The following is a 21,050-nucleotide window of genomic DNA, read 5'->3' on the forward strand; positions in this document are numbered from 1 at the left end:
GTCAGTCCTCTTTCGACAGAGCGGAGTGGCCGGCGGCGACCAGCGGCTCGACCACCTCGCCGATGTGGTCGAACCCGGCGCCGACGGTCTTACCCGCCACGAACCGGTAGTGGATGCCCTCGGCGATGACCGCGAGCTTGAAGTAGCCGAAGGCGATGTACCAGTCCAATGTGGTCAGGTCGGCGCCACGGCGGGCGGCGTAGCGGGCGGCGAGCGCGTCGCCGGACGGGAACCCCGCGCCCGGGTGCACCGCGGTGGAGACCGCGTTGCTGCCCAACCCGGCCAGCCCGTCCCAGTAGACCAGCAGCAGGCCGACGTCCGCGAGCGGGTCGCCGAGCGTGGCCATCTCCCAATCGAGTACGGCGGCCACGCGGCCGTCGGCGCCCACGATGACGTTGTCGAGGCGGTAGTCGCCGTGGACGATGCCGCTTTTCATGGATGCCGGCGTGCTCGCCGTGAGCCGTGCGTGCAGCTCGTCGATGCCCGCCAGATCGCGGCTGCGGGACGCGTCGAGCTGGGCCTTCCAGCGGCGAAGCTGCCGCTCCAGGAATCCGGCCGGATGCCCGAAGTCGCCGAGTCCCACCGACTCGGGGTCCACCTCGTGCAGGTCGGCGAGGACGTCGACGAGCGTGTACGCCAGGGTGCGCGCCCGCTCCGGCCCGAGCCCGGCGGTCTGCTCGGCGGTGCGGTAGACGGTGCCGTCGACGTACTCCATGAGATAGAACGGCACGCCGATCACCTCGGCGTCGGCGCACAGCAGGACGGTCCGGGGCACCGGCACGGCGGTCGGCGCGAGCGCGCTGATCACCCGGTGCTCGCGGGCCATGTCGTGCGCGGTACGCAACACGTGCCCCAGCGGCGGCCGGCGCAGCACCCAGGTGTGCGTCCCGTCGCGCAGGACATAGGTGAGGTTGGACTTGCCGCCGGCGATCACCTCGGCGCTCAGCTCGTGTGCGCTGCCCAGGTAGTCCCGCAGCCGGGCGAGGTCGAGCCCCGGTGGGCTCATCCCAGTGTTCCGACGAGGGTGAGGCCGCCGTCGACGACCAGCGTGTGCCCGGTGATCCAGGAGGCGTCGGCGGAGACCAGGAACGCGACGGCCGCGGCGATGTCCTCCGGCACCCCGAGCCGGCCCAGCGGGTAGCCGGCGGACACCTGCTCCTCGCGGCCCGCATAGAGCGCGGTGGCGAAGACCGTCTTCACGACGGCGGGGGCGACCGCGTTGACCCGTACCGCCGGGGCCATCTCGACGGCCAGCTGCTCGGTCAGCTGCATCAGCGCCGCCTTGCTCGCCGCGTACGCCCCGAGCCCCGGCGCGGGACCGAGCCCGGCGATGGACGACATGTTGACGACGGCTCCGCCATGCTGGCCCAGCCACGCGTCGCGGGCCTGGCGTACCCAGGAGATGGCGGCGAGCACGTTCACCTCGAACGTCTTGCGCACCGCCGCGAGGTCCACGTCGAGCAGCGGCCCGAACGTCGGGTTGATGCCGGTGTTGTTGACCAGGATGTCGAGGCTCCCGAACGTCTCGACCGTACGCGCGACCGCCTCCGCCTGGTGGTCGGCGTCATCCGCCTTCCCCGGTACGGCGATGGCGTACCCGGGCCCGCCCAGCGCCGCGGCCGCCTCGGCGAGTGGCTCCGCCTTGCGCGCGGTCACGCACACCCTGGCCCCTTCGGCGATGAGCCGCGCTGCCACGGCGTACCCGATGCCCCGGCTCGCGCCCGTGACCAGCGCGACCTTCCCGTCGAGTCGGCCCTCCACCTGGCTGCCTCCCACTCCTCGCTCCTACTCCTTGGTAACGTCCGCCCAGCATGCCACGCCCCACCCCTCACCCCTCCACTCCCCACCGCGCCGCCCTATCCCCGCGCCGCGCCGCGCCGCCCTCTCTTCCCGCCGATCAAGGGCATACGGCCGTGCTTCGATCTCTAAACCACGGCCGTATGCCCTTGATCGACGGGGTATTCCTTGATCGGCGGGGTGGGGCGGGTGGGCCGGGTTGAGCACCCTAAAGGGGGCCCCTATTGGGCGTCCCGACGTGAGCGGGGCGCCCCTGTACCCGCGCTGAGCTGTACAGGGGCGCCCCACTCACGCCCGATCTCCCAGGAGGGGCCCCTACTCACGGGTCACCCGCGGCCCGCGGCGGCGCAGCGCTGGCCGGATGGGACATTGCCCACGACCGTGGCGGTGATGCGCGGCGCTCGGGCGGCCGGCCCGCTGTGCACCAGGTCGGGCCGCCGTCGTCGCCAGGGCAGACCGCCCGTGGCCGGCAGCCGGGCGTTCGCCAGCGGCCGTTCGTCGGTGGACTGCGGCAGGGCGTGCGGCGGTGGGCGTGCGGCGGTGGGCGGGCGCCCCGGCAGCCGGCGACCTTCAGCACGCCCGCCTCACCGCGTCGATCAAGGAATTCCGCGCCGATCAAGGGCAAATGGTCGTGGATCGGAGATCAAAGCACGGCCGTATGCCCTTGATCGGCGAGAAGAGTGGGCGGGGCGGCGGGGCGACGAGGGGCTGTTAGGGGTGTGGGTGCGGATCAGGGTGGCGGCGGTCGTGAGGGCGGCTGCTTCGGGGGCGGTTTGGTTTGGGTCGGCGGCGCGCATCGCCACCGCGCGGTCGAGCATGCGGGTCGGTTGGCCGCCGGCGTAGCGGAGGAAGGGCGGCAACAGGGCGCGCGCCGGCTCGGACCATTGTCCGGGGGTGGTCGCGACCTGGGCCAGGATCAGTGCGGACAGGGCGACGTCCAGGTCGGCGGGGCCGTCTGTCGCGTTGCGCCAGTCGATGACGACCGGGCCGCGCGCGCTGAGGATCACGTTGTCCGGGTGCAGGTCGAGGTGCAGGACGCAGTCCGCGCCCCGGGGTGGCACCGCGTGCAGGCGGGTGTGCAGGTCGGCGAGCAGTCGGGCGCCGGCGTCCAGGTCGAGCGTCCCGGCGTCGAACGCGGCGAGCATGGTCGGGCCGTCCAGCCGTTCCAGGACCAGGTCGGGGCCTTCGGCGCGGTGTACGGCGGGCACGGGGTAGCCGCGCCCGGCGACGTACGCCATCACCTCCGCCTCGTGGGCCACGTCCCCTCCCTCGCGGTACCGGCGCAGCACGCGCTGCTCGTCGAGCGCGAACACGTCGGCGTTCCGCCCGGAGCCCACCAACCTCATAGCGGGATGCGGAGGGACGCGGCGCCGCGCAGGTCGAGCCAGGCGCTGTCCGGGGCGCGGACCAGCCGCAGGACGACCTCCTCGCAGCCGGGGCAGCGGGCGACGAGGCCGGGCGCGTGGGCGTACACCCGGAGGGTCGCGACAGGTCCGGCGTGGCCGCAGGCCGCGCATCGGCTGGTGGCCGCGGTCATGTCGACCGCGAAGATCTCCCGCAGCGGGCCGGCGAGCGCGTTCCCGTCGGTGAAGTCCATGTCAACCTCCAGTGGGGCCGAAGCGTTCGGTGCGGACCCGTCGCGGGTCGTGGCCGAGCGCGACGAGGATGTCGGCGACCGTCTCGACGAAGCCGGTCGGCCCGCAGACGTAGCAGGCCGGCGCGAGGTCGGGCGGCCAGCCGGCGGTGTTGATGTCCGCGACGCCCAGCCGCCGCGGCTGGCCGGGCCAGCCGTCGGGGACGGTCCGGGTGTACGCGTACGTTACGTCCAGGCCGGCGTCGTCGCGGACCCGGCGGCGCAGTTCGTCGGCGTAGTAGGCGTCGGCCGGCGTGCGCACCGAGTAGATGAGGCGGAACAGGGTACGGCTGCCGGCCGCGCGCCGGGCCCGGACCATCGCCATCAGCGGCACGATCCCGGAGCCGCCGGCCACCAGCAGGACCGGGGCGGTGTCGGCCGGCCGCCACACGAACCAGCCGCCCACCGGGCCGCGGATCTCCACCTGGTCGCCGACGGCGAAGACCTCGGTGAGGTACGGGGAGACCTCGCCGTCCGGGACACTTTGGACGGTCAGCTCGACGCGGTCGCCGTCGGCGGGTGCGGCGATCGAGTAGCTGCGCTGGGTGCTGTAGCCGTCGTCGGCGGTGAGCCGTACGTCGACGTGCTGGCCGGGCAGGTGTCCCGGCCAGTCGGGCACGTCAAGGACGAGGGTGCGGGCGGTGGGGGTTTCGGCGCGGGCTTCGACGAGCTGGCCGACCTGCCACGTCAGTCGCCTTGATACCGCTGCTCGCGCCACGGGTCACCGTAGTCGTGGTAGCCGGCGCTCTCCCAGAAGCCGGGCTCGTCGTCCAGCCGGAGCTGGATGCCGCGCACCCACTTGGCCGACTTCCAGAAGTACAGGTGCGGCACGAGCAGCCGGGCCGGCCCGCCGTGCTCGGGGGCGAGGTCGGCGCCGTCGTACCGGTAGGCGATCCAGGACTGCCCGTCGAGGAGGTCTTCCAGCGGCAGGTTGGTGGTGTATCCGCCGTACGAGTGGACGAACGCGAAGTCGGCGGCGGTCTCCACATCGGACAGCAGGGTGTCGAGGGAGACGCCGACCCAGTCGGTGCCGAGCTTGGACCACTTGGTGACGCAGTGGATGTCGACGGTCGGCGTCTCGGCGGGCAGGGCCATCAGGTCGGCCCACGACCACCGGTGCTGCTGGCCGGTCTCGGTGGTGACGACGAACTCCCATCGGTCCACCGGGACGCGCGGCGTCGGTCCGGCGGTGAGCACCGGAAAGTCTTCGGTCAGGTACTGCCCGGGCGGCAGTTTGGGCCCGGACGAGCGCGGCCGGCCACGGAAGCCGGGGGTCACGATTCCCACCCGGCCCAGTCTTCCACGTCCGCGCGGCGTGATCAGGGCGTCCCTCAAGTTGCTCTCATGACTTGAGGGACGCCCTGATCACGCCGTCGCGATGATCTCCTGCGCGGTCTGCGAGGCGCGCTCGATCGGGATCGCGAACCCGATGCCGATCGAGCCGTTGCCCTCCAGCGTGGCGATCGCCGTGTTCACGCCGACGACCTGGCCGCGGGCGTTCACCAGCGGGCCGCCGGAGTTGCCGGGGTTGATGGACGCGTCGGTCTGCACGGCGCTCTGCCGTGCCGAGTTGCCCAGCCGTACCTGCCGATCCACGGCGCTGACGATGCCGGCCGTGACGCTGCCGGACAGGCCGAGCGGCGAGCCGACCGCCAGCACCGGCTCGCCCACCTTCAGGTCGGCGCTGCGGCCCAGCGTGAGCGGGCGCAGCGTGGTCAGGTCACCGCTCACCTTGATCACCGCGATGTCCGTACGCGACACGCGGCCGACCAGGCGGGCGGTGCGTTCCCGGCCGTCCTGTCCCACGACGGTGATGTCGCCGCCGGCCAGCACGACGTGGCTGTTGGTCATGATGTGGCCCTGGTCGTCCATGACGAAGCCGGAGCCGGTGGCGGCCTCGTCGTCGCTGACCACCTCGATGGACACCACGCCGGCGAGGGCCTGTTCGGCGGCGTTGACCAGGGCGTCCGGCACCGCGGTGTTGGCGGCGACGTTGCGGGTCTGCAGGCCGGGCGCGTTGGCCCACAGCGACGCGTACCAGCCGGCGGCGCCGCCGGTGCCGGCGGACACCACGGCCACGACCAGGCCGGCCACCAGAAGGCGCGGGCCGCGCCCGCGCGGCCGTTGCGGCGGCGGCGAGTCCCACACCGTCCCCGGGGGCAGGTCGGCCCGGTGTCTCGGGTACGACCGCGGCGGCGCGAACTGTGGGCCCTCCAGATCCCGCAGTCCCAGCGGTGATGTCATGGCCCCTCCAGCGTCCCGGTCCGTCGCGTAACCGTTGGTACGGATGTTGGGCCCGTTTGGCTGAGTGAAACGCAAAAGAGATTTTCAACGCAGATCAACTACGGTAGGTCCGCACACCGTTTCAGGTCGTTGGGGACCGATGGACGTGGCACGCATGATTTACGTGTTCGATGCCTACTGTGCGTGGTCGTACGGCTTCGCACAGACCATGGTGGACATTGCCACCCTGCATCCAGGCATCGAGGTCGAGGTGGTGTCCGGCGGACTGTACGTCGGCCAGGGGCGGGTGCCGATCCGCCAGCTCCGCGACGTACGGGCCACGAACCGGCGGATCAGCGACCTCACCGGTGTCTGGTTCGGCGACGGGTACGAGCGGTTGACCGCCGATGGTTCGTTCGTGATGAACTCCGTCGCCGCCGCCCGCGGGTTCGCCGCTTTGCGCCGGGCCGCGCCGGAGCGGGCGGTCGAGCTGTCGGCCGCCCTGCACGAGGCGTTCTTTGTGGACGGTATGAGCCTGGCCGAGCCGTCCACGCACAAGCGGATCGCGGTGTCGTACGGCCTGGACGCGGACGCCGTGGTGGCCGGGTTCGACCACCCGTGGTCGCTCGGCGTGGCGCAGGACGACTTCGCGAAGGTACGCGAGATGGGCGTGCGGGCGTTCCCGACGCTGCTGGTGCAGGTGGGCGACCGGATGGTGCCGGTGATGGTCGGCGCGGCAACGGCCCAGCAGGTCGAGGAGCGGCTCGGCGTCTTCCTGCGCGGCTGACGTGATCAGGGCGTCCTTCAAGTCGTCCGGACGACTTGAAGGACGCCCTGATCACGGGGACTAGCGCTCGGGGTGCCAACCGTCCACGCCGGACAGATAGGTGCGCGGGGTCAGCGTGGCGGCTTCGGCGGCGGTCAACTGTGGACGGTCGGCGCTGGGCACGGCGCCGGCCCCGCGGTTGCGGTACTCGGCGTACCGGGCGTCGCGCCAGGACCAGGTGCCGAAGTCGGTCCACGGTGCGGCGGCGATGACGTGTGCGCCCAGTGTGGACTCCCGGATGAGGGTCTGCGCGATGGCGTTCGGGTCCTGGCTGGGGTGCCATGGCCGGCCGAGGTAGACGGTGCCGGCCGGGGCGTCACCGGTGAAGGTGCAGTGGGTGAACAGCAGCCCGTACGGGTTGGCGATGCTGGTGCTGGCCGCCGTGACGTACCCGTTGTTGGTGGTCGATCCGCGGTCGAGCGAGTGGATGCGGCAGCGGTCGAAGACCGCGGTCGCCCGGCCGAAGATGAAGTCGACGTCGCCCTCGACGTAGCACTTGCGCAGGTAGACCCGCGCCGGTGTGGCGGCGTCCGGGCTGTTGACGTAGAGCGTGTCCTGGTTGCCGAGGAAGCGCACGTTGTCGAAGACCAGCCGGTCCGCGCGGGTGAGCACCGCGACCGCCTGCTTGCCGCTGATCTCGGGGTGGGCGGCCTCGTCGAAGCTGTTCGCGAACGTGAGGTTGCGCGCCTGGAAGTCGTGGCCGTCGATGGTGACCGAGGCGCTGCCGGAGGTGCCCCAGGTGCCGCCGTCCGGCTTGGGGGTGCCGTTGGCGCGGTCGTCGACGATGACCACCTGGGTCGGGTCGGCGCCCTGGCCGCGGAAGAAGACGTACGGCTTGGTGGCGGGGACGATCACCTGGCCGTGGTAGACACCCGGCTTGATCTTGATGGTGAACGTGCTGGCGTTGCCCGCCGGTACGGCGTCGACGGCCGCCTGGACGGTCGTGAAGTCCCCGCTGCCGTCTGCGGCGACCGTCACATGCGGGCCCGGCCAGGCCACTGCCGCACCGCCGCCCGCGCCCGCCGCGACCACGGCGAACACGCCCGCGAACACCGCCGTCATCGCCCGCATAAATGGCCTCCCGCTGCTGAGGAAAGGGCTTTCCAGTGGGAAAACCATAGATGTCTATAGGTGGCCCGTCAACTAGGCGGAAAATTGGCTGGGATGTGAACAGAAGGGGCCCATGTGATCTGTGGGACAGAAGTTCCGACAGAATTATGGACACGCGGCGTCCAATAAACTACTTTGCCCAGGGGGCAGCGGAAGCGACACGTACTGCGCGGCCTGCCGGAACGATTCACTGGGCATGCGGGCGAGGTGGTGCGCGATGGGGAGGCACGCACGGCTCGACGTGGTTGACGTCGGCACGGTCGCCGCCGCGCGCGGCGGGGACAAGCGGTCGCTGGACGACCTGGTCGCCGAGCACCTGCCGCTGGTCTACAACATCGTCGGCCGGGCCCTGGACGGCCACCCCGACGTGGACGACGTGGTGCAGGAGACGATGCTGCGGGTCGTCCGCAAGCTGGACAGCCTGCGCGACTCCAGCCGGTTCCGGTCCTGGCTGGTGGCGATCGCGATGCAGCAGATCCGGGCCCGGGCGAGGGCGCGGCAGGAGATGTTCGCCCGCAGCGGGCTGGAGGAGGCCGGCGACCTCGCCGACCCGTCCGCCGACTTCGTCGACCTCACGATCACCGAGCTCGGCCTGACCGGGCAGCGCAAGGAGGTCGCCGAGGCCACCCGGTGGCTCGACCCGGACGACCGGCGGCTGTTGACGCTGTGGTGGCAGGAGGCCGCGGGCGAGCTGACCCGCGACGAGCTCGCCGCCGCGCTGAAGATCAGCACGCCGCACGCCGCCGTCCGCGTCCAGCGGATGAAGACCCAGTTGCAGTCCGCCCGGGTCGTGGTGCGGGCGCTGTGGTCGGACCGGCACTGCACCGACCTGATCGACATGCTGGAGGGCTGGGACGCCAAGCCCAGCACGCTGTGGCGCAAGCGCCTGGTCCGGCACACGAAAGCCTGCCGCGAGTGCGGCCGGCACTGGGCCGACCTGGTCCCCGCCGAGCGCCTGTTAGCCGGCATCTCGCTCCTGCCGATCCCGATCGAGCTGGCCGCCCGCCTCGGCGACACCGCGCAGGGCCTCGTCGTCGCGGACGCCACCGCGGACGGGCTGAGCGGCGGTGCCGACGCGCCGGACGGGGAGGGCTGGCTCGGTCAGGCCCGCGACCAGCTCGCCCAGCGGCCCGGGGCCCGCGCCGCCCTGTACGCCGGCGCCGTGGTCCTCGCGATCGGCGGCGTCTACCTGCTCGTACCCGATGGTCCGGCCGACCCGCCGGGCGCCGCCGCGCCGCCGGTGGCCACCAGTGCCGCCGCGGAGCCGTCGCCGAGCGCCGCGGACAGCGGGCGCGGCGCGCGCGCCCAGCTTCCCGAGGAACGCGCACCGGTGCCGGTCGACGTGGCGCCGAAGCCCGGGTACGGCAGCAATGTGGACGGTCCGGACCCCGCGCCACCCGCGGACAGGAAGCCCGGGGCACTGCCGCGGCGGCCCGAGGGCGCACGCGTCCAGCCGGTGGGCGGCTCGTACTGGCAGCCGTACCCGGGGCAGCCGATGATGCTGCAACAGCGCGGGCAGAAGGTGACCCTGCGGGGCCAGGGCTACTTCCACGTCGGCTGGGCGGTCGCGTACTACAACTGCGGCGGCGAGATCGCGATGCCGACGTGGACCGGGCTGAAGGGCAAGCTCTTCCACGCCGGGTCCGGCGGCGGTCGCCGCATGGACGACGGCATGCCCGGCACCACCACGCCGGGGTACACCTGGATGGGCCGGCCGGGCAGCGACCCGGCCCGGCTGCCATCCGGCGCCCAGCAGATGTGGCAGGCGGAGTTCTACTACCTGGACGGCGAGGTGACCCTGCACCACAACGAGCGCAGCGGCACCTCCGCCGACTACGACCTGACCGTCACGCCGACGACGTGGAGCGGGGTGACCCAGGACCTGCGCCAGGGGCCCGACTACCAGCGCGGCGCCATCCGGTACGGGCACGTGCGGGACACCGGTTCCGACGGCGCGCCGGTGCCCCAGTACCTGACCAGGTCGACGCCGGCCGACCCGAGCCGGGTGCCGCAGCGGTCGATGGTGACCTAGGGCCCGTTTTATAAGGGCTGGCCGGCCTGCGGCGGACCCAGACGACGACCGGCGGCACCGGTCGAAAGGCCGCATACAACACCGGTATGCGACCTTCCGCCCGGCTTGCCGGATCGCCGCCTGGGCCTCGCCTCGGCTCGACCGACCCTTATAAAACGGGCCCTAGCTCGCGGTGCCGGCGTCGGCGGTGCGCAGGCCGTGCAGGACCATGTCGACGATCTGGTTGACGTACACCTCGGTGCGGTAGGCGACGTCTTCGTCCGGCGCGGGCGGGGCCATCGACACCTGGACGGTCGCGACCCCGAAGAGCGTGCCGAGCACCAGCGCGGGGGAGGTCGACGCGGGCAGCTCGCCGCGGGCCGCCGCCGACCGGACCATGTCCTCGACCATCTTCACGCTGCCGAACAGGTAGAAGTTTTGCAGCTCGGCGAACAGGTCGGGGTAGGTGCGGGCGTCCAGCCACAGCCGCATGATCGCCAGGCCCGCCCAGCCCCAGTACATGCGGAAGACGTACCGGGCCATCGCCTTGAGGTCTTCGCGCAGGTCGCCGGTGTGGGTCCAGCCGCGGAACGGCTCGAGCCGGTCGCGCATCGCGGCCAGCAGCAGCTCGCGCTTGTCGCGCCAGCGCAAGTAGACCGACGCCTTTCCGACACCGGAACGGCGGGCCACCTCGTCGAGGGTGAAGCCGGCCCAGCCCTTCTCGGCGAAGACCAGGACGACGACGCTGTAGACCCGCGCCTCCATCTCGGGGTCGCGGGGGCGGCCGCGCTGCCGCCGTAGGGCCCCCGAATCGTCCACCGCGCGAGCTTATCCGGCGCCCGAAGCGCAGGTCGCACCGGCTATGGGTCCGATGTGCCCCGGCCCGCGCAGGTAGGCGTCCACATGGGGTCGAACCGCGTCGATGCGGTGATGTCCGCCATGATTCCGCCGGTGAGACGTGCGCATCAGCGTTGAACCACTGATGCCGGTGGTGCGTGAGCTGGGTAAAGTGCCGATCCGACGGTTGCGGAGCGTTCCGAGAAAGGGACGCAACGTAACAACACCGCCGGAATAGGCTTAGTCTGCTCTAAAAGACGTTTTCAGCTTCCAATCCGGCATGACTGCTCCTTACCGTGTCCCGGGGTTGTACGGGAAGGAGGGGCGGTCATGACGCGCGGATGGGACTGGGACTAAGTGCGGTGAGAGGGTGTCGATCTCACTCTGCGCTGCGGTAGCCTGACCGGATGTCGACCGGTCGATGGAAACGCTCCACAGTGGAGAGAGCAGGTTGGCGTGCGCAAGGGTGAGACCGGGCAGCTACGGCTGTTGACCGGTCTCGTCCTGCTTCTGGCCATCGGTTGCCTCGCGTGGGCCCTCGCCCACCTCTCCCCGCCGTCCCGGACCGAGATCCCGTACCTGGTGGTGGCCCTCGGCCTGATCGCCGTCGGCGTCGGCTGCTCCGCGCCGGTGCGCATCCGCACCGAGACGCGCCTGACCTCCATCACCGCCGCGGTGCTCATCGCGGCCCTGATCCTGCCGCCCGCCTGGGTGATCGTCTGCACCGCGTCCGCCGCGGCCGTCACCCGCGCCGCGTTCCGCCGGCGCAGCGCCACCTGGGTACACAAGGCCCTGCACAACACCGGCAAGGACGTCCTCGCCGCGGCCGCCGCGACCGGCGCGGTCGCCATCGCCGGCGTCCACCCGGCCCCCACCGGCACCGACCTCCTTCGCGAGTGGACCGCGTACGCGTTGGCCCTGCTGCTGGCGGCGGTGGCGTACACCGTCGTCGAGGAGGTGCTGACCGGCACGACCCTGTCCCTTGCCACCGGCCGCACGTGGGGCCAGGTGACGCGCACCGACTGGGACGTCCGGGCCGGCATCAACGCGGCCAGCTTTCTGCTCGCGGCCGGGGCCATCCCGCTGGCCGTCATCGACCCGTGGCTGATGATCGTGATCCCGCCGGCGCTGCTCGTGCTGTACCTCGTCTACATGCACCGGCTGCACCTGCGCGCCGAGCGGCACACCTGGGAGCAGCTCGCCGCCGCCACCGACGCGCTCAACGACGTCGACCTCAAGGGCGTGCTGCACACCGCCGCCCAGGGCGCGGTCGCGCTCTTCAACGCCCGCCAGGCGCAGGTCGAGCTGTGGGACGCGGAGCCGCCGCGGGTGGTCCGGGCCGGCGCCGGCAAGATCGTCTACGACGGCCCCGCGGCCGACGCCCCGCCGCCGGCCGCCCTCACCGCGAGCCGGGTGCTCGGCGGCCGGGACGGCGCCGCGATCGGCGTCCTGCGGCTGGCCCTGCCGCCCGCCGCCGGCCTGAGCGGCCGGGAGGAGAGCACGCTGCGCGCGTACGCCGCGTCGCTCACCACGGCGGTGCACAACGCGCGGGCGTACGAGTGCCTCGCCGACCAGGCCGACCGGCACGCCCGCGACGCCCGGATCGACCCGCTCACCGGGCTGGCCAACCGCCGCCAGCTGCTCGACCTCATCGCGGCCGGGCAGCAGCCGCCCACCAGTGGCACCACGGCGCTGGCGCTGGTCGACCTCAACCGCTTCAAGGAGGTCAACGACACGCTCGGCCACGCCCTCGGCGACCAGCTCCTGGTCGAGGTCGGCGGCCGGCTGCGGGCGGCCGCCACCGCGGCGAAGGCCGCCGTGGCCCGGCTCGGCGGCGACGAGTTCGCGATCCTGCTCAGCAACCTGCCCGCCCCGGCGACCGCGCTGCACCGGGCCCGGCGGATCCTCGACTGCCTGCGCGAGCCGGTCGGTCTCGCCGGCATGCAGGTCACCGTGCAGGCGAGCGCCGGCATCGCGCTGGCCAGCCCCGGCATGAGCGCGGGCGAGCTGCTGCGCCGGGCCGACGTCGCGATGTACCAGGCCAAGCGCGCCGGGATGGCCATCGTGGACTACCAGCAGGGCCGGGACACCGCCGACCACCGCCGGCTCTCGCTCGGTGGCGAGCTGGCCCGGGCCGTGGCCGGTGGCGAGTTCACCGTCGACTTCCAGCCGATCGTCGACCTCGGCAGCGGCGAGGCGGTCGGTGCGCAGGCGCTGCCCCGGTGGCGGCATCCCCGGCACGGCGACCTGCCGCCGGAGCTGTGGCGGCCGCTGGTCGAGCGGTCCGACCTGTTCGGCGCGTTCACCGCCGGGGTGCTGCGGCAGGCCCTCGCCGGGCTGCGCCAGTGGCGGGCGGCCGGGTTCGAGCTGGCCCTCGCGCTGAACGTGTCCCCGCACAGCCTCCTCGACCCGACGTTCTCCGGGCTGGTCCTGACCGAGCTGCGCGCGCACCGGATCGAGCCGGCGGCCCTGGTGCTGGAGCTCGCCGAGACCACCTCGGTCGGGCAGCTCCAGACGGTCGGCGAGGTGCTCGCCGGGCTGCGTGCCGCCGGCGTACGGTTCGCCCTGGCCGACTTCGGCACCGGCCACTCCTCGCTGGCGGTGGTGTCCGAGGTGCCCGTCCACGAGCTGAAGATCGACCAGACGTTCGTGGCCGCGATGCGCGCCTCCGCGCAGGCGGCGGCCGCGGTGCGGTCCACAGTGGAGCTTGGCCGCTCGCTCGGGCTGGACGTGGTCGCCGAGGGCGTGGAGACCGCCGAGCAGCGGCGGGCGCTGTGGGAGCTCGGGTGCACGGCGGGGCAGGGCCAGCTGTTCGGCCCGCCGTCCGGCGCCGACGAGCTGCTCGCCGCGCTGCGAGCCGGCGCGCTCGCGCCGCCGCTGCACCTTGGCGCGCGGGTGATCGCGATGCGCCACCGCCCGACCGCGTGAGTGCAAGGAAGGGCCCCTTGCTATGCAAAAAGCGATAGCAAGGGGCCCTTCCTTGCACTCGCTCAGTGGCCGCGGAACGCCTCCTCCAGCCACCATGAGCCGCGGGCGGAGACCACCTTCGCGTCGACCACGAGCGGGCGCTCCCGCGGCCCGTCCAGCCAGGCCCGCACGCCGTCCAGGTCGCCGCGCCCGCGTACGGTCAGGCCGGCGCAGCCGTACCCGCGGGCGATCGCCGCGAGGTCGGCGTCCGGAAACGTGACGGTGTCCAGCGGGTGCCCGTCCGGGCCGAAGTGGTGCACCTCGGCGCCGTACGCCGCGTCGTCGTACACCACCACGAGCAGCGGCGCGCCGAGGCGTACCGCGGTGGTCAGCTCCGCGGCGGACATGAGGAAGCCGCCGTCGCCCAGCGCCGCGACGGTGAGCCGGTCCGGCCGGGCGACCGCCGCGCCGAGCGCGGAGGCCAGCCCCAGCCCGATCGACTGGAACGCCTGCGTGAAGCAGAACCCGGCGGCGTCCGGCACGGACAGGAACATCGACGGGTACCCCATGAAGTTGCCCGAGTCGACGACCACCGTGCGCTCGGCGGGCAGCAGGTCGTCCAGCGCGACGCTGAGCGTGCGCGGGTCGATCCGGCCGGCCCCGCTCTCGTCCACGTAGGACACGTCGCGCCAGCGCCCCTCGGCGGCGATGCGGGCGCGTAGCTCGGGGGTGCGCCAGCCGGGCGCCGGTGCCAGGGCCGCGGCGCACGCCTGGGCCACCGCGACCACGTCGCCGCGTACCGCCACGTCCACCGGCCGGTTGACGCCCAGCGCCGCCGGATCCCGGTCGACCTGGGCCACGACCGCGTCCGGCGGGATCAGCTGGCCGTGCCGGGTGGTCCACATGTTCAGCGTGCTGCCCCAGGCCACCACCAGGTCCGCGCCGGAGATCAGCTCGGCGGCCAGGGGCGTGGCGAACCCGCCGGACACGTCGACGTACCAGGGGTCGCCGGCGAACAGGCCCTTGGCGGCGGCCGACACGGCCAGCAGGGCGCCGCACCGGTCGGCCAGCGCGGTGAGGGCGGCCCGCGCCGGCTCACCCCGGCGGCTCGCGCCCCGGCCGGCGATGAAGACCGGCCGCCGCGCCGCCGCGAGCGCGTCCACAAGGGATGCCACGGGAGGCGCGGGCTCCTCAGCGGGCGCCGCCACTGCCACCGCCGTGAGTGCCGCCGGCTCACCCTGCACGTCCAGCGGCAGACCGAGAACGACGGTGCGGCCGGCCCGGCAGGCCCACGCCGCGTCGTCCGCCGCGGTCGCGGCGCCCACCCGGCGGAACTCCGCGCCCACCGACGCGGCGAGCCCGGGCAGGTCGATGAAGAAGTTCGAGCGCGGGCTGGTCGCCTCCGGGGCCAGCACCACCAGCGGGGTACGGCTCTTGGCCGCCTCGGCGACGCCGGTGAGCGCGTTCGTCACGCCGGGTCCCTGGTGCACGGAGAGCGCGGCGAGCCGGCCGGAGACGCGGGCGTACCCGTCCGCCATGCTGGCCGCCCCGCCCTCGTGCGCGGCCGGCACGTACCGGGCGCCGGCCGCCACGAGCGCGTTCGTGACGTGGAAGTTGCCGCTGCCCACGACGCCGAACACGTGCTTGACGCCGTGCGCGGCCAGCGACCTGCCGACGACCTCGGCGACTTTCATGCTCTCTCGATTCATGCTCTCTCGACGAGGGCCAGGACTCGCGCCGGGCTGCCCGAGCCGCCCACGATGGGCAGTGGCGAGGCGATGAGGACCGCGCCGGTCGGTGGCAGGGCGGCCAGGTTCTGCAGCTGGGTCAGGCCGTACTTGCCGGCGCCGAGCAGGTACGAGTGGCACGGGAACGGCGGGTCGAACGAGTGTGCCGTGCCCGCGTCGGTGCCCACCGTCTCCACGCCGACGCCGAGCAGCGAGGTCTCCTCGGCGAGCCACTTGGCGCAGGCCACCGAGATGCCCGGCGTGTGGCCGCCGTTGAGGTACGCCGCGTCGTCGTCGCCGCGCGCGTCCCAGCCGGTGCGCAGCAGCAGCCAGCCGCCCTTCGGCAGCCCGCTGGGGTAGTCCTCCTGCCAGGCCAGGACGTGCTCGATCTCCAGCAGGAAGTCCGGGTCGGACTTGGCCTGCGCGCTGAAGTCCAGCACCACGGCGGGCGCGACCAGCTGGCGCGGCGGCACCTGGGACACGTCGGCCTTGTCCTGACCGGTGACCCAGTGGATCGGGGCGTCGAAGTGGGTGCCGGTGTGCTCGCCGGTGGAGATGTTGTTCCAGTACCAGGCCGGGCCGGCGGCGTCGTAGCGGCTGATCTGGCTCAGCGCGAAGCGGTTCGTCTGCCCGAAGGGCTCGGGCAGGGTCAGGATCGGCGTCCGCGAGGACAGGGGAGCGGTCAGGTCAACGACCTCGACACCGCCCGAGGCGATCGCGGCGGCGAGGTCCGTCAGGAGCGTCATGCGGCGACGCTACCGCCTCCTGTCGGGCCCGTCACACCCACTTCGATTGTGTGCAATCGAGTTGTGCACTACCGTTCTGGGTGTGGACGAAGAGCTGCTCCTGCGCCGGCAGGTGTGTTTCGCGCTGTACTCCGCCTCCCGGGCGGCGACCGCGCTCTACCGTCCGCTGCTGGACGAGCTCGGCCTGACGTACCCGCAATATCTGGTGCTCCTGCTGCTCTGGGAGCGCGACGGGCGGACGGTGAAGGAGCTGGGCGACGAGCTGGACCTGGATTCCGGGACGCTGTCGCCGCTGCTCAAGCGCCTGGAAGCCGCGGGGCTCGTGACACGCCGGCGGTTCGCCGGCGACGAGCGCGTCGTCGAGATCGCTCTCACCGCCGCGGGTACGGCGTTGCGCCGCCGCGCGCGGAAGGTGCCCGCCGCACTGGGGACCGCCACCGGACTGTCCACAGCGGAGCTGTCCACATTGCACCGGACGTTGACCGAGCTGGCCGGCGTGCTGCGCACGGCCGCCCACTGACCCCCTAGAAGGGACGATCCCCCCATGCAGGTGCTCTACACCGCCGAGGCCGTCGCGACCGGCGATGGCCGCAACGGCCACACCCGCACCACGGACGGGCTGCTGGAGGCCGACCTGGCCGTGCCGAAGTCGATGGGCGGCCCGGGTGGCGCCACCAACCCCGAGCAGCTCTTCGCCGCCGGCTACGCGGCCTGCTTCCACTCCGCGCTGAAGCTGGTCGCCCGGCAGGCCAAAGTGGACGCCACCGGCTCGACGGTGACCGCCCGGGTCGGCATCGGCCCGACCGACGGCGGCGGGTTCGGTCTCACGGCCGCGCTGACCGTGGCGATGCCGGCGGTCGAGCGGGCGATCGCCCTGGACGTCGTGGAAAAGGCGCACCAGGTCTGCCCGTACTCCAACGCCACCCGCGGCAACATCGACGTGACGCTGGCGGTCGCCTGATGGCCGGCCTGATCGGTAGGCAGATTCAGCTGGCGTCGCGCCCGGGTGCCGGCTGGCCGACGCCGGAGCACTTCCGGCTCGTCGAGGTGCCGGTGCCCGACCTGGGCGCCGGGCAGGTGCTGGTGCGCAACACGGCGATGTCGGTCGACCCGTACATGCGCAACCGCATGAACGACGTGAAGTCGTACGTGCCGCCGTTCCAGATCGACGCCCCGCTCGACGGCGCCGCGGTCGGCGAGGTCGTCGCGTCGCAGTCGCCCGACCGCAAGGTGGGCGACATCGTGGCGCACGGCCTGGGCTGGCGCGACTACGCGGTGCTGGACGCCGCGCAGACCAAGGTGTTGGACACCGCGATCGCGCCGGCGACCGCGTACCTCGGCGCGCTCGGCGGGATCGGGCTCACCGCGCAGGTCGGGCTCGTGGAGATCGCCCAGCTGAAGCCGGGCGAGACGGTCTTCGTGTCCGGGGCGGCGGGCGCGGTCGGCAGCCTCGCCGGGCAGATCGCCAAGCTGCGCGGCGCGGGCCGGGTCATCGGCAGCGCCGGCTCCCCGGCCAAGGTGGCGTATCTGCGGGAGTTGGGCTTCGACGCGGCGTTCGACTACCACGACGGGCCGATCCGGGACCGGCTGCGCGAGGCGGCGCCGGACGGCATCGACGTCTACTTCGACAACGTCGGCGGCGAGCAACTGGAGGCGGCCCTCGGGGCGCTGCACGTGCACGGCCGGGTGGCGCTGTGCGGCGCGGTCGCGCAGTACAACGCGACCGAGCCGACCCCGGCGCCGCGCAACCTTGCGCTGGCCATCACCAAGCAGCTGACGCTGCGCGGGTTCATCGTCACGTCGTACAGGCATCTGGCGGCGGAGTTCACCGCCGAGCTGGCCGGCTGGCTGCGCGACGGCACGGTCCGCTTCGACGAGACCATTGTGGACGGTCTGGAGAACGCGCCGGCCGCGTTCCTCGGCATGCTGCGCGGGAGAACGTCGGCAAGATGCTGGTACGGATAGAGAGTTAGTCGCAGGGCGTGCCGTTGACGGCGCACGCGCTCGGGTCGTTGTCCTGCCCCCACCGCTCGAACTGGAACCGCAACGGCACCGACGAGCGGGCCGGCACCTCGACCCCACTGGTGAAGACGTACGCGGGCCCCAGGCGCTGAAGCGTCGCCTGGGGCGCCCCTTCGACCCAGAACGTGTGCAGCCGCCCCACGTTCGTGGGGAACTGCAGCCGGACCGTCCAATCCCGGCCGCTGCCCGAGGAGTTGGTGACCAACACCTCGGCGATGAACGAGTCGCCGTACGAGTTGAGGACCCGGTAGTCGCCGGTCACGGCGGGCGGCGCGGGCGGCGCCTGCGTGGTCGGCGGCTTCGCCGTGGTACGCCGGGCGACCGGCGAGCGCGACGGGGACGGCTTGGGGGACGCGCTCGGCGACGGGCTGGGCGTCGTGGTCCCCGGGATGTCGGCGGGCACCGGTGGCGGTTCGTACGCGGGCGGTGTCCACGCGTAGTTGATGGATGCGCGCGGCCGGACCTCGTCGTCTTCCCGCGCCTCGCCCGGGGTCAAAGTGACCGCCGCGAAAAGCGTCAACGCCACGGCGACGCCCAGCGCGGCCGGTGCCCACAGGACGAGGACCTCGGAGTTGCTGGGCTTCCCGAAGGGCCGGAAGTCGGGCCGGGTGCGCACTCACTCTCCCCATGAACCTTTTTCAGGTATCTGCACTGCGCGGGACAGCGTAACGCGATCTACAACGGGCAGGGAATCCCCTCGTTGACATGATTTATGTGAGTCGATACTCTATCGACGGGAAAGCGCTTTCCGCCGCTTCCCCGACCACCGGGCTCCCACCGGGCCGCACTCACCGGGTGCCGTTCTGCCACGGCGCCGACCGGATGCGACTCACCGTCCTATGGGAGGTTTCCCCATGACGCAACACCAAGCCGACCCGTCCGACCGGCACCGGTCACGCCGCTGGCGCGGACCGCTCATCGGCGTAGCGGCCCTCGCGCTCGCCGGCGCCGGCGTACTCGTCGCGATGCCCAACGCGTCCGCCGCCACGTTCAACCTGCAAGGCTGGGCCACGCAGGGCGGCGGCACCAGCGGCGGCGGCAGCGCCTCGCCGGTCACCGTCACCACCGCCTCCGCGCTGATCAGCAACATGCAGGCCAGCGGCTCGCGGGTTATCCGCGTGTCCGGCACGATCGCGATCAGCGGCATGCAGAAGGTGGCCGCCAACAAGACCATCATCGGGGTGGGCAGCGGTGCCGCCATCACCGGCGGCGGTCTCAACGTGGCCAGCGTCAGCAACGTCATCATCCGGAACATCAACTTCCGGAGCTGGGGCGACGACGCCATCAACGTGCAGTACTCGACCCGCGTCTGGATCGACCACAACAACTTCAGCAGCGGGTACGACGGGGCGGTCGACGTCAAGCGCGCGTCCGACTTCGTCACGGTGTCGTGGAACCGGTTCTTCAACCACGACAAGACCGCGCTGCTCGGTCACTCCGACAGCAACGGCGGCGAGGACCGGGGTCACCTGCGGGTGACGTACAACAACAACTACTTCGACGGCAGCAACCAGCGACACCCGCGGGTGCGCTTCGGCAACCCCGTGCACGTGTTCAACAACTACTACCGCAGCATCGGCAGCTACGGCGTCGCGTCCACCTGCGAGGCCGGCGTCCTCGTCGAGGGCAACTACTTCGAGAACGTCTCGGACCCGTTCCACCGTGGAGAGGGCAGCTCGCCGGCCGGGTCGCTGGTGGCCCGCAACAACCACTTCGTCAACTCCGGCAGCGGGCAGACGGGTGGCAGCGTCGCCGGCATCCCGTACTCGTACTCGATGGATGCCGCGAGCACCGTGAAGAACACGGTCATCAACGGAGCCGGCACCGGCAAGATCTGATGCGTTTCCGATGAAGAAAGGGCGGCGGGCGTTGGCCCGCCGCCCTTTGCGGGTAGCCTCCGCGGGGTCGTCAGACTCACGGGGAGGATGAATGTCCATGGGCATCAGCAGGCGCGTAGCCATCGGAGCGGGCGCCGCAGTGGCGTCCCTGGCGGTGGCCCGGCCGGCGTCGGCGGCCGCACCGGCTACCGGACCGGACGCGATCCGGCACTGCTACGAGCGGCAGAAGACCAAGGCCGGCGGGCACTGGCACTCGCACGTCGCCGCCGTCGACGCGACCGGCGCGTTGCAGACGGTGATCGAGGACGACATCGACTTCGTCATCAGCGGCGCCAGCGTGCAGAAGCTCTTCGTCGCGATGACGGTCCTGGACAAGGTGGACCGTGGCGAGCTGAGCCTCGGGCAGAAGCTGGACCTGCCGGGCAGCATCATCCTCGGCGGCAGCGGCATCTACCACCTGCATGGCGTGTGGGGTGACGACATCACCATCGCCAACTTCCTCACCGCGATGCTGCTGGTCTCCGACAACACCGCGGTACGCATGTGCGGGCGCGTCGTGCCGGCGCTGGAGATTAACCAAATCCTGGCCGCCAAGGGGTTCACGTACACGCGGGTGGAGCCGGTGGCCAACCCGAACCGCTTCTTCCTCGGCGTGACCACCCCGCGCGAGACGCACGACCTGCTGTGGCGGCTGGCCAACAAGACGCTGCTGTCGCCGGCGTCGTGTGACTTCCTGCTGCGGATCACCCGCTGGATCAACGGCTACCACGACGGGATCCGGCGCAACATGTCGTCCGCCGAGCGCAGCCGGATCGCCATCAAGTACGGCGCCGACGGCGATCGGCGGCACGAGGTCGGCATCATGTTCGGCGCGGATGGGGCGCCCGCGCTGACGTTTGCGTTCTTCGCCGGGGGTCTGTCCGATGTGAACAACTACGGCGCCACCCAGCCGGCGGTGCAGGCGCATTCCGTACTGGGCCGGATGCTGTTCGACTCCATTGCCACGGCGACAGTCCCGGCAGCGACCGCCCGCCAGACCGTAACCCCCTTCCACGCCGTAGACGGCGGCTGACCCCCACGCTCCTCCTCCGCGCCTCGCCGCCTCTGCGCGCCTCTGCGCGTCGATCAAGGGCATATGGTCGTGGTTTGATCTCTTTTCCACGACCGTTTGCCCTTGATCCGCGTGGAAGTCCTTGATCGGCGGCGAGGTCCGCTTGCTGGCAGCGGACTTGGTGGGGCAGGGCGGGATCTTGCGTCCGGACGTGTCCGACATAACCGGGCCCAAGATCCCGGTGTGCCCCACCAAGTCGAGCGGCCGAATCGATCTAGGAAGAATCGTGGGTATCGAGTCCGGTTTATACCCACGATTCTTC

At 72.2% G+C, this 21,050-nt stretch carries 19 protein-coding genes and 1 pseudogene; 8 read left to right on the forward strand and 12 right to left on the reverse strand.

Going from position 1 to position 21,050, the window contains the following annotated elements:
* Position 1 precedes the first annotated feature (1 nt).
* From Prum_RS40495 to Prum_RS40525, 7 genes are all read right to left on the reverse strand, one after another.
* The gene (locus tag Prum_RS40495) at positions 2-1,006 is read right to left on the reverse strand and encodes a phosphotransferase family protein (RefSeq protein ID WP_173082290.1); all 1,005 of its coding nucleotides are present in this window, start codon (positions 1,004-1,006) and stop codon (positions 2-4) included.
* Positions 1,003-1,776 carry an SDR family oxidoreductase gene (locus tag Prum_RS40500; RefSeq protein WP_218577595.1) on the reverse strand — a complete coding sequence of 258 codons (774 nt, stop codon included), beginning with the start codon at positions 1,774-1,776 and terminating at the stop codon, positions 1,003-1,005. The genes Prum_RS40495 and Prum_RS40500 overlap by 4 nt, the downstream gene beginning before the upstream one ends.
* 617 nt (positions 1,777-2,393) lie before the next feature.
* Positions 2,394-3,143, reverse strand: coding sequence for a phosphotransferase (locus tag Prum_RS40505; protein ID WP_173082292.1), 750 nt, complete (start codon positions 3,141-3,143; stop codon positions 2,394-2,396).
* On the reverse strand, positions 3,140-3,394 hold the full coding sequence (locus Prum_RS40510; protein ID WP_173082294.1) for a DUF6510 family protein: 255 nt from the start codon (positions 3,392-3,394) through the stop codon (positions 3,140-3,142). Before Prum_RS40510 ends, Prum_RS40505 begins: the two co-directional genes overlap by 4 nt.
* Position 3,395: 1 nt before the next feature.
* Positions 3,396-4,148, reverse strand: coding sequence for a ferredoxin reductase (locus Prum_RS40515; protein ID WP_173082296.1), 753 nt, complete (start codon positions 4,146-4,148; stop codon positions 3,396-3,398).
* Entirely contained in the window at positions 4,118-4,708 is a 591-nt protein-coding gene (locus Prum_RS40520) for a sulfite oxidase-like oxidoreductase (RefSeq protein ID WP_218577824.1), read from the reverse strand. Before Prum_RS40520 ends, Prum_RS40515 begins: the two co-directional genes overlap by 31 nt.
* Before the next feature lie 87 nt (positions 4,709-4,795).
* Complete coding sequence (locus Prum_RS40525) at positions 4,796-5,674, reverse strand: S1C family serine protease (protein ID WP_173082300.1); 879 nt, start codon at positions 5,672-5,674, stop codon at positions 4,796-4,798.
* 154 nt (positions 5,675-5,828) lie between these two features.
* Here Prum_RS40525 and Prum_RS40530 point away from each other — a divergent pair, with 154 nt between their 5' ends.
* On the forward strand, positions 5,829-6,440 hold the full coding sequence (locus Prum_RS40530) for a DsbA family protein (protein WP_218577596.1): 612 nt from the start codon (positions 5,829-5,831) through the stop codon (positions 6,438-6,440).
* 60 nt (positions 6,441-6,500) lie between these two features.
* Here the strand turns inward: Prum_RS40530 and Prum_RS40535 are convergent, their stop codons facing one another.
* On the reverse strand, positions 6,501-7,550 hold the full coding sequence (locus Prum_RS40535; RefSeq protein WP_173082304.1) for a pectinesterase family protein: 1,050 nt from the start codon (positions 7,548-7,550) through the stop codon (positions 6,501-6,503).
* 256 nt (positions 7,551-7,806) lie between these two features.
* On the opposite strand from Prum_RS40535, the gene Prum_RS40540 reads away from it, so the two are divergent.
* Positions 7,807-9,621: an RNA polymerase sigma factor gene (locus Prum_RS40540; RefSeq protein WP_173082306.1), complete on the forward strand. Its 1,815-nt coding sequence runs from the start codon at positions 7,807-7,809 to the stop codon at positions 9,619-9,621.
* Positions 9,622-9,783: 162 nt separating this feature from the next.
* Here Prum_RS40540 and Prum_RS40545 read toward each other — a convergent pair whose 3' ends face one another.
* Positions 9,784-10,419, reverse strand: a complete 636-nt coding sequence (locus Prum_RS40545; protein ID WP_173082308.1) for a TetR/AcrR family transcriptional regulator — start codon at positions 10,417-10,419, stop codon at positions 9,784-9,786.
* A gap of 474 nt (positions 10,420-10,893) precedes the next feature.
* On the opposite strand from Prum_RS40545, the gene Prum_RS40550 reads away from it, so the two are divergent.
* The gene (locus Prum_RS40550; RefSeq protein WP_173082310.1) at positions 10,894-13,365 is read left to right on the forward strand and encodes a putative bifunctional diguanylate cyclase/phosphodiesterase; all 2,472 of its coding nucleotides are present in this window, start codon (positions 10,894-10,896) and stop codon (positions 13,363-13,365) included.
* Between the two features lie 62 nt (positions 13,366-13,427).
* On the opposite strand, the gene Prum_RS40555 is transcribed toward Prum_RS40550, so the two are convergent.
* Together Prum_RS40555 and Prum_RS40560 are read right to left on the reverse strand one after the other, a co-directional pair.
* The gene (locus tag Prum_RS40555) at positions 13,428-15,038 is read right to left on the reverse strand and encodes a thiamine pyrophosphate-binding protein (protein WP_173082312.1); all 1,611 of its coding nucleotides are present in this window, start codon (positions 15,036-15,038) and stop codon (positions 13,428-13,430) included.
* An 11-nt stretch (positions 15,039-15,049) separates the two neighbouring features.
* The gene (locus Prum_RS40560; protein WP_173082314.1) at positions 15,050-15,817 is read right to left on the reverse strand and encodes a cyclase family protein; all 768 of its coding nucleotides are present in this window, start codon (positions 15,815-15,817) and stop codon (positions 15,050-15,052) included.
* 82 nt (positions 15,818-15,899) lie between these two features.
* Between Prum_RS40560 and Prum_RS40565 the strand changes: the two genes are divergently transcribed.
* The 3 genes and pseudogenes from Prum_RS40565 to Prum_RS40575 all read left to right on the forward strand — a co-directional run bounded on the left by Prum_RS40565 (position 15,900) and on the right by Prum_RS40575 (position 17,790).
* Positions 15,900-16,337 carry a MarR family winged helix-turn-helix transcriptional regulator gene (locus Prum_RS40565; protein WP_246278428.1) on the forward strand — a complete coding sequence of 146 codons (438 nt, stop codon included), beginning with the start codon at positions 15,900-15,902 and terminating at the stop codon, positions 16,335-16,337.
* A 24-nt stretch (positions 16,338-16,361) separates the two neighbouring features.
* Positions 16,362-16,778 (forward strand): organic hydroperoxide resistance protein, encoded by a 417-nt coding sequence (locus tag Prum_RS40570; protein WP_173082318.1) that lies wholly within the window; start codon positions 16,362-16,364, stop codon positions 16,776-16,778.
* Positions 16,778-17,790: pseudogene (locus tag Prum_RS40575) on the forward strand (NADP-dependent oxidoreductase). Before Prum_RS40570 ends, Prum_RS40575 begins: the two are co-directional and overlap by 1 nt.
* On the opposite strand, the gene Prum_RS40580 reads toward Prum_RS40575, so the two are convergent.
* Entirely contained in the window at positions 17,787-18,455 is a 669-nt protein-coding gene (locus Prum_RS40580; protein WP_173082320.1) for a cellulose binding domain-containing protein, read from the reverse strand. The pseudogene Prum_RS40575 and the gene Prum_RS40580 sit on opposite strands and share 4 nt — an antisense overlap.
* A 238-nt stretch (positions 18,456-18,693) precedes the next feature.
* On the opposite strand from Prum_RS40580, the gene Prum_RS40585 reads away from it, so the two are divergent.
* Complete coding sequence (locus tag Prum_RS40585) at positions 18,694-19,677, forward strand: pectate lyase family protein (RefSeq protein ID WP_173082322.1); 984 nt, start codon at positions 18,694-18,696, stop codon at positions 19,675-19,677.
* 97 nt (positions 19,678-19,774) lie between these two features.
* Positions 19,775-20,749, forward strand: a complete 975-nt coding sequence (locus Prum_RS40590) for a serine hydrolase (protein ID WP_246278429.1) — start codon at positions 19,775-19,777, stop codon at positions 20,747-20,749.
* The last annotated feature ends 301 nt before the right edge of the window (positions 20,750-21,050 follow it).

This window comes from Phytohabitans rumicis (assembly GCF_011764445.1).
Lineage (GTDB): Bacteria > Actinomycetota > Actinomycetes > Mycobacteriales > Micromonosporaceae > Phytohabitans > Phytohabitans rumicis.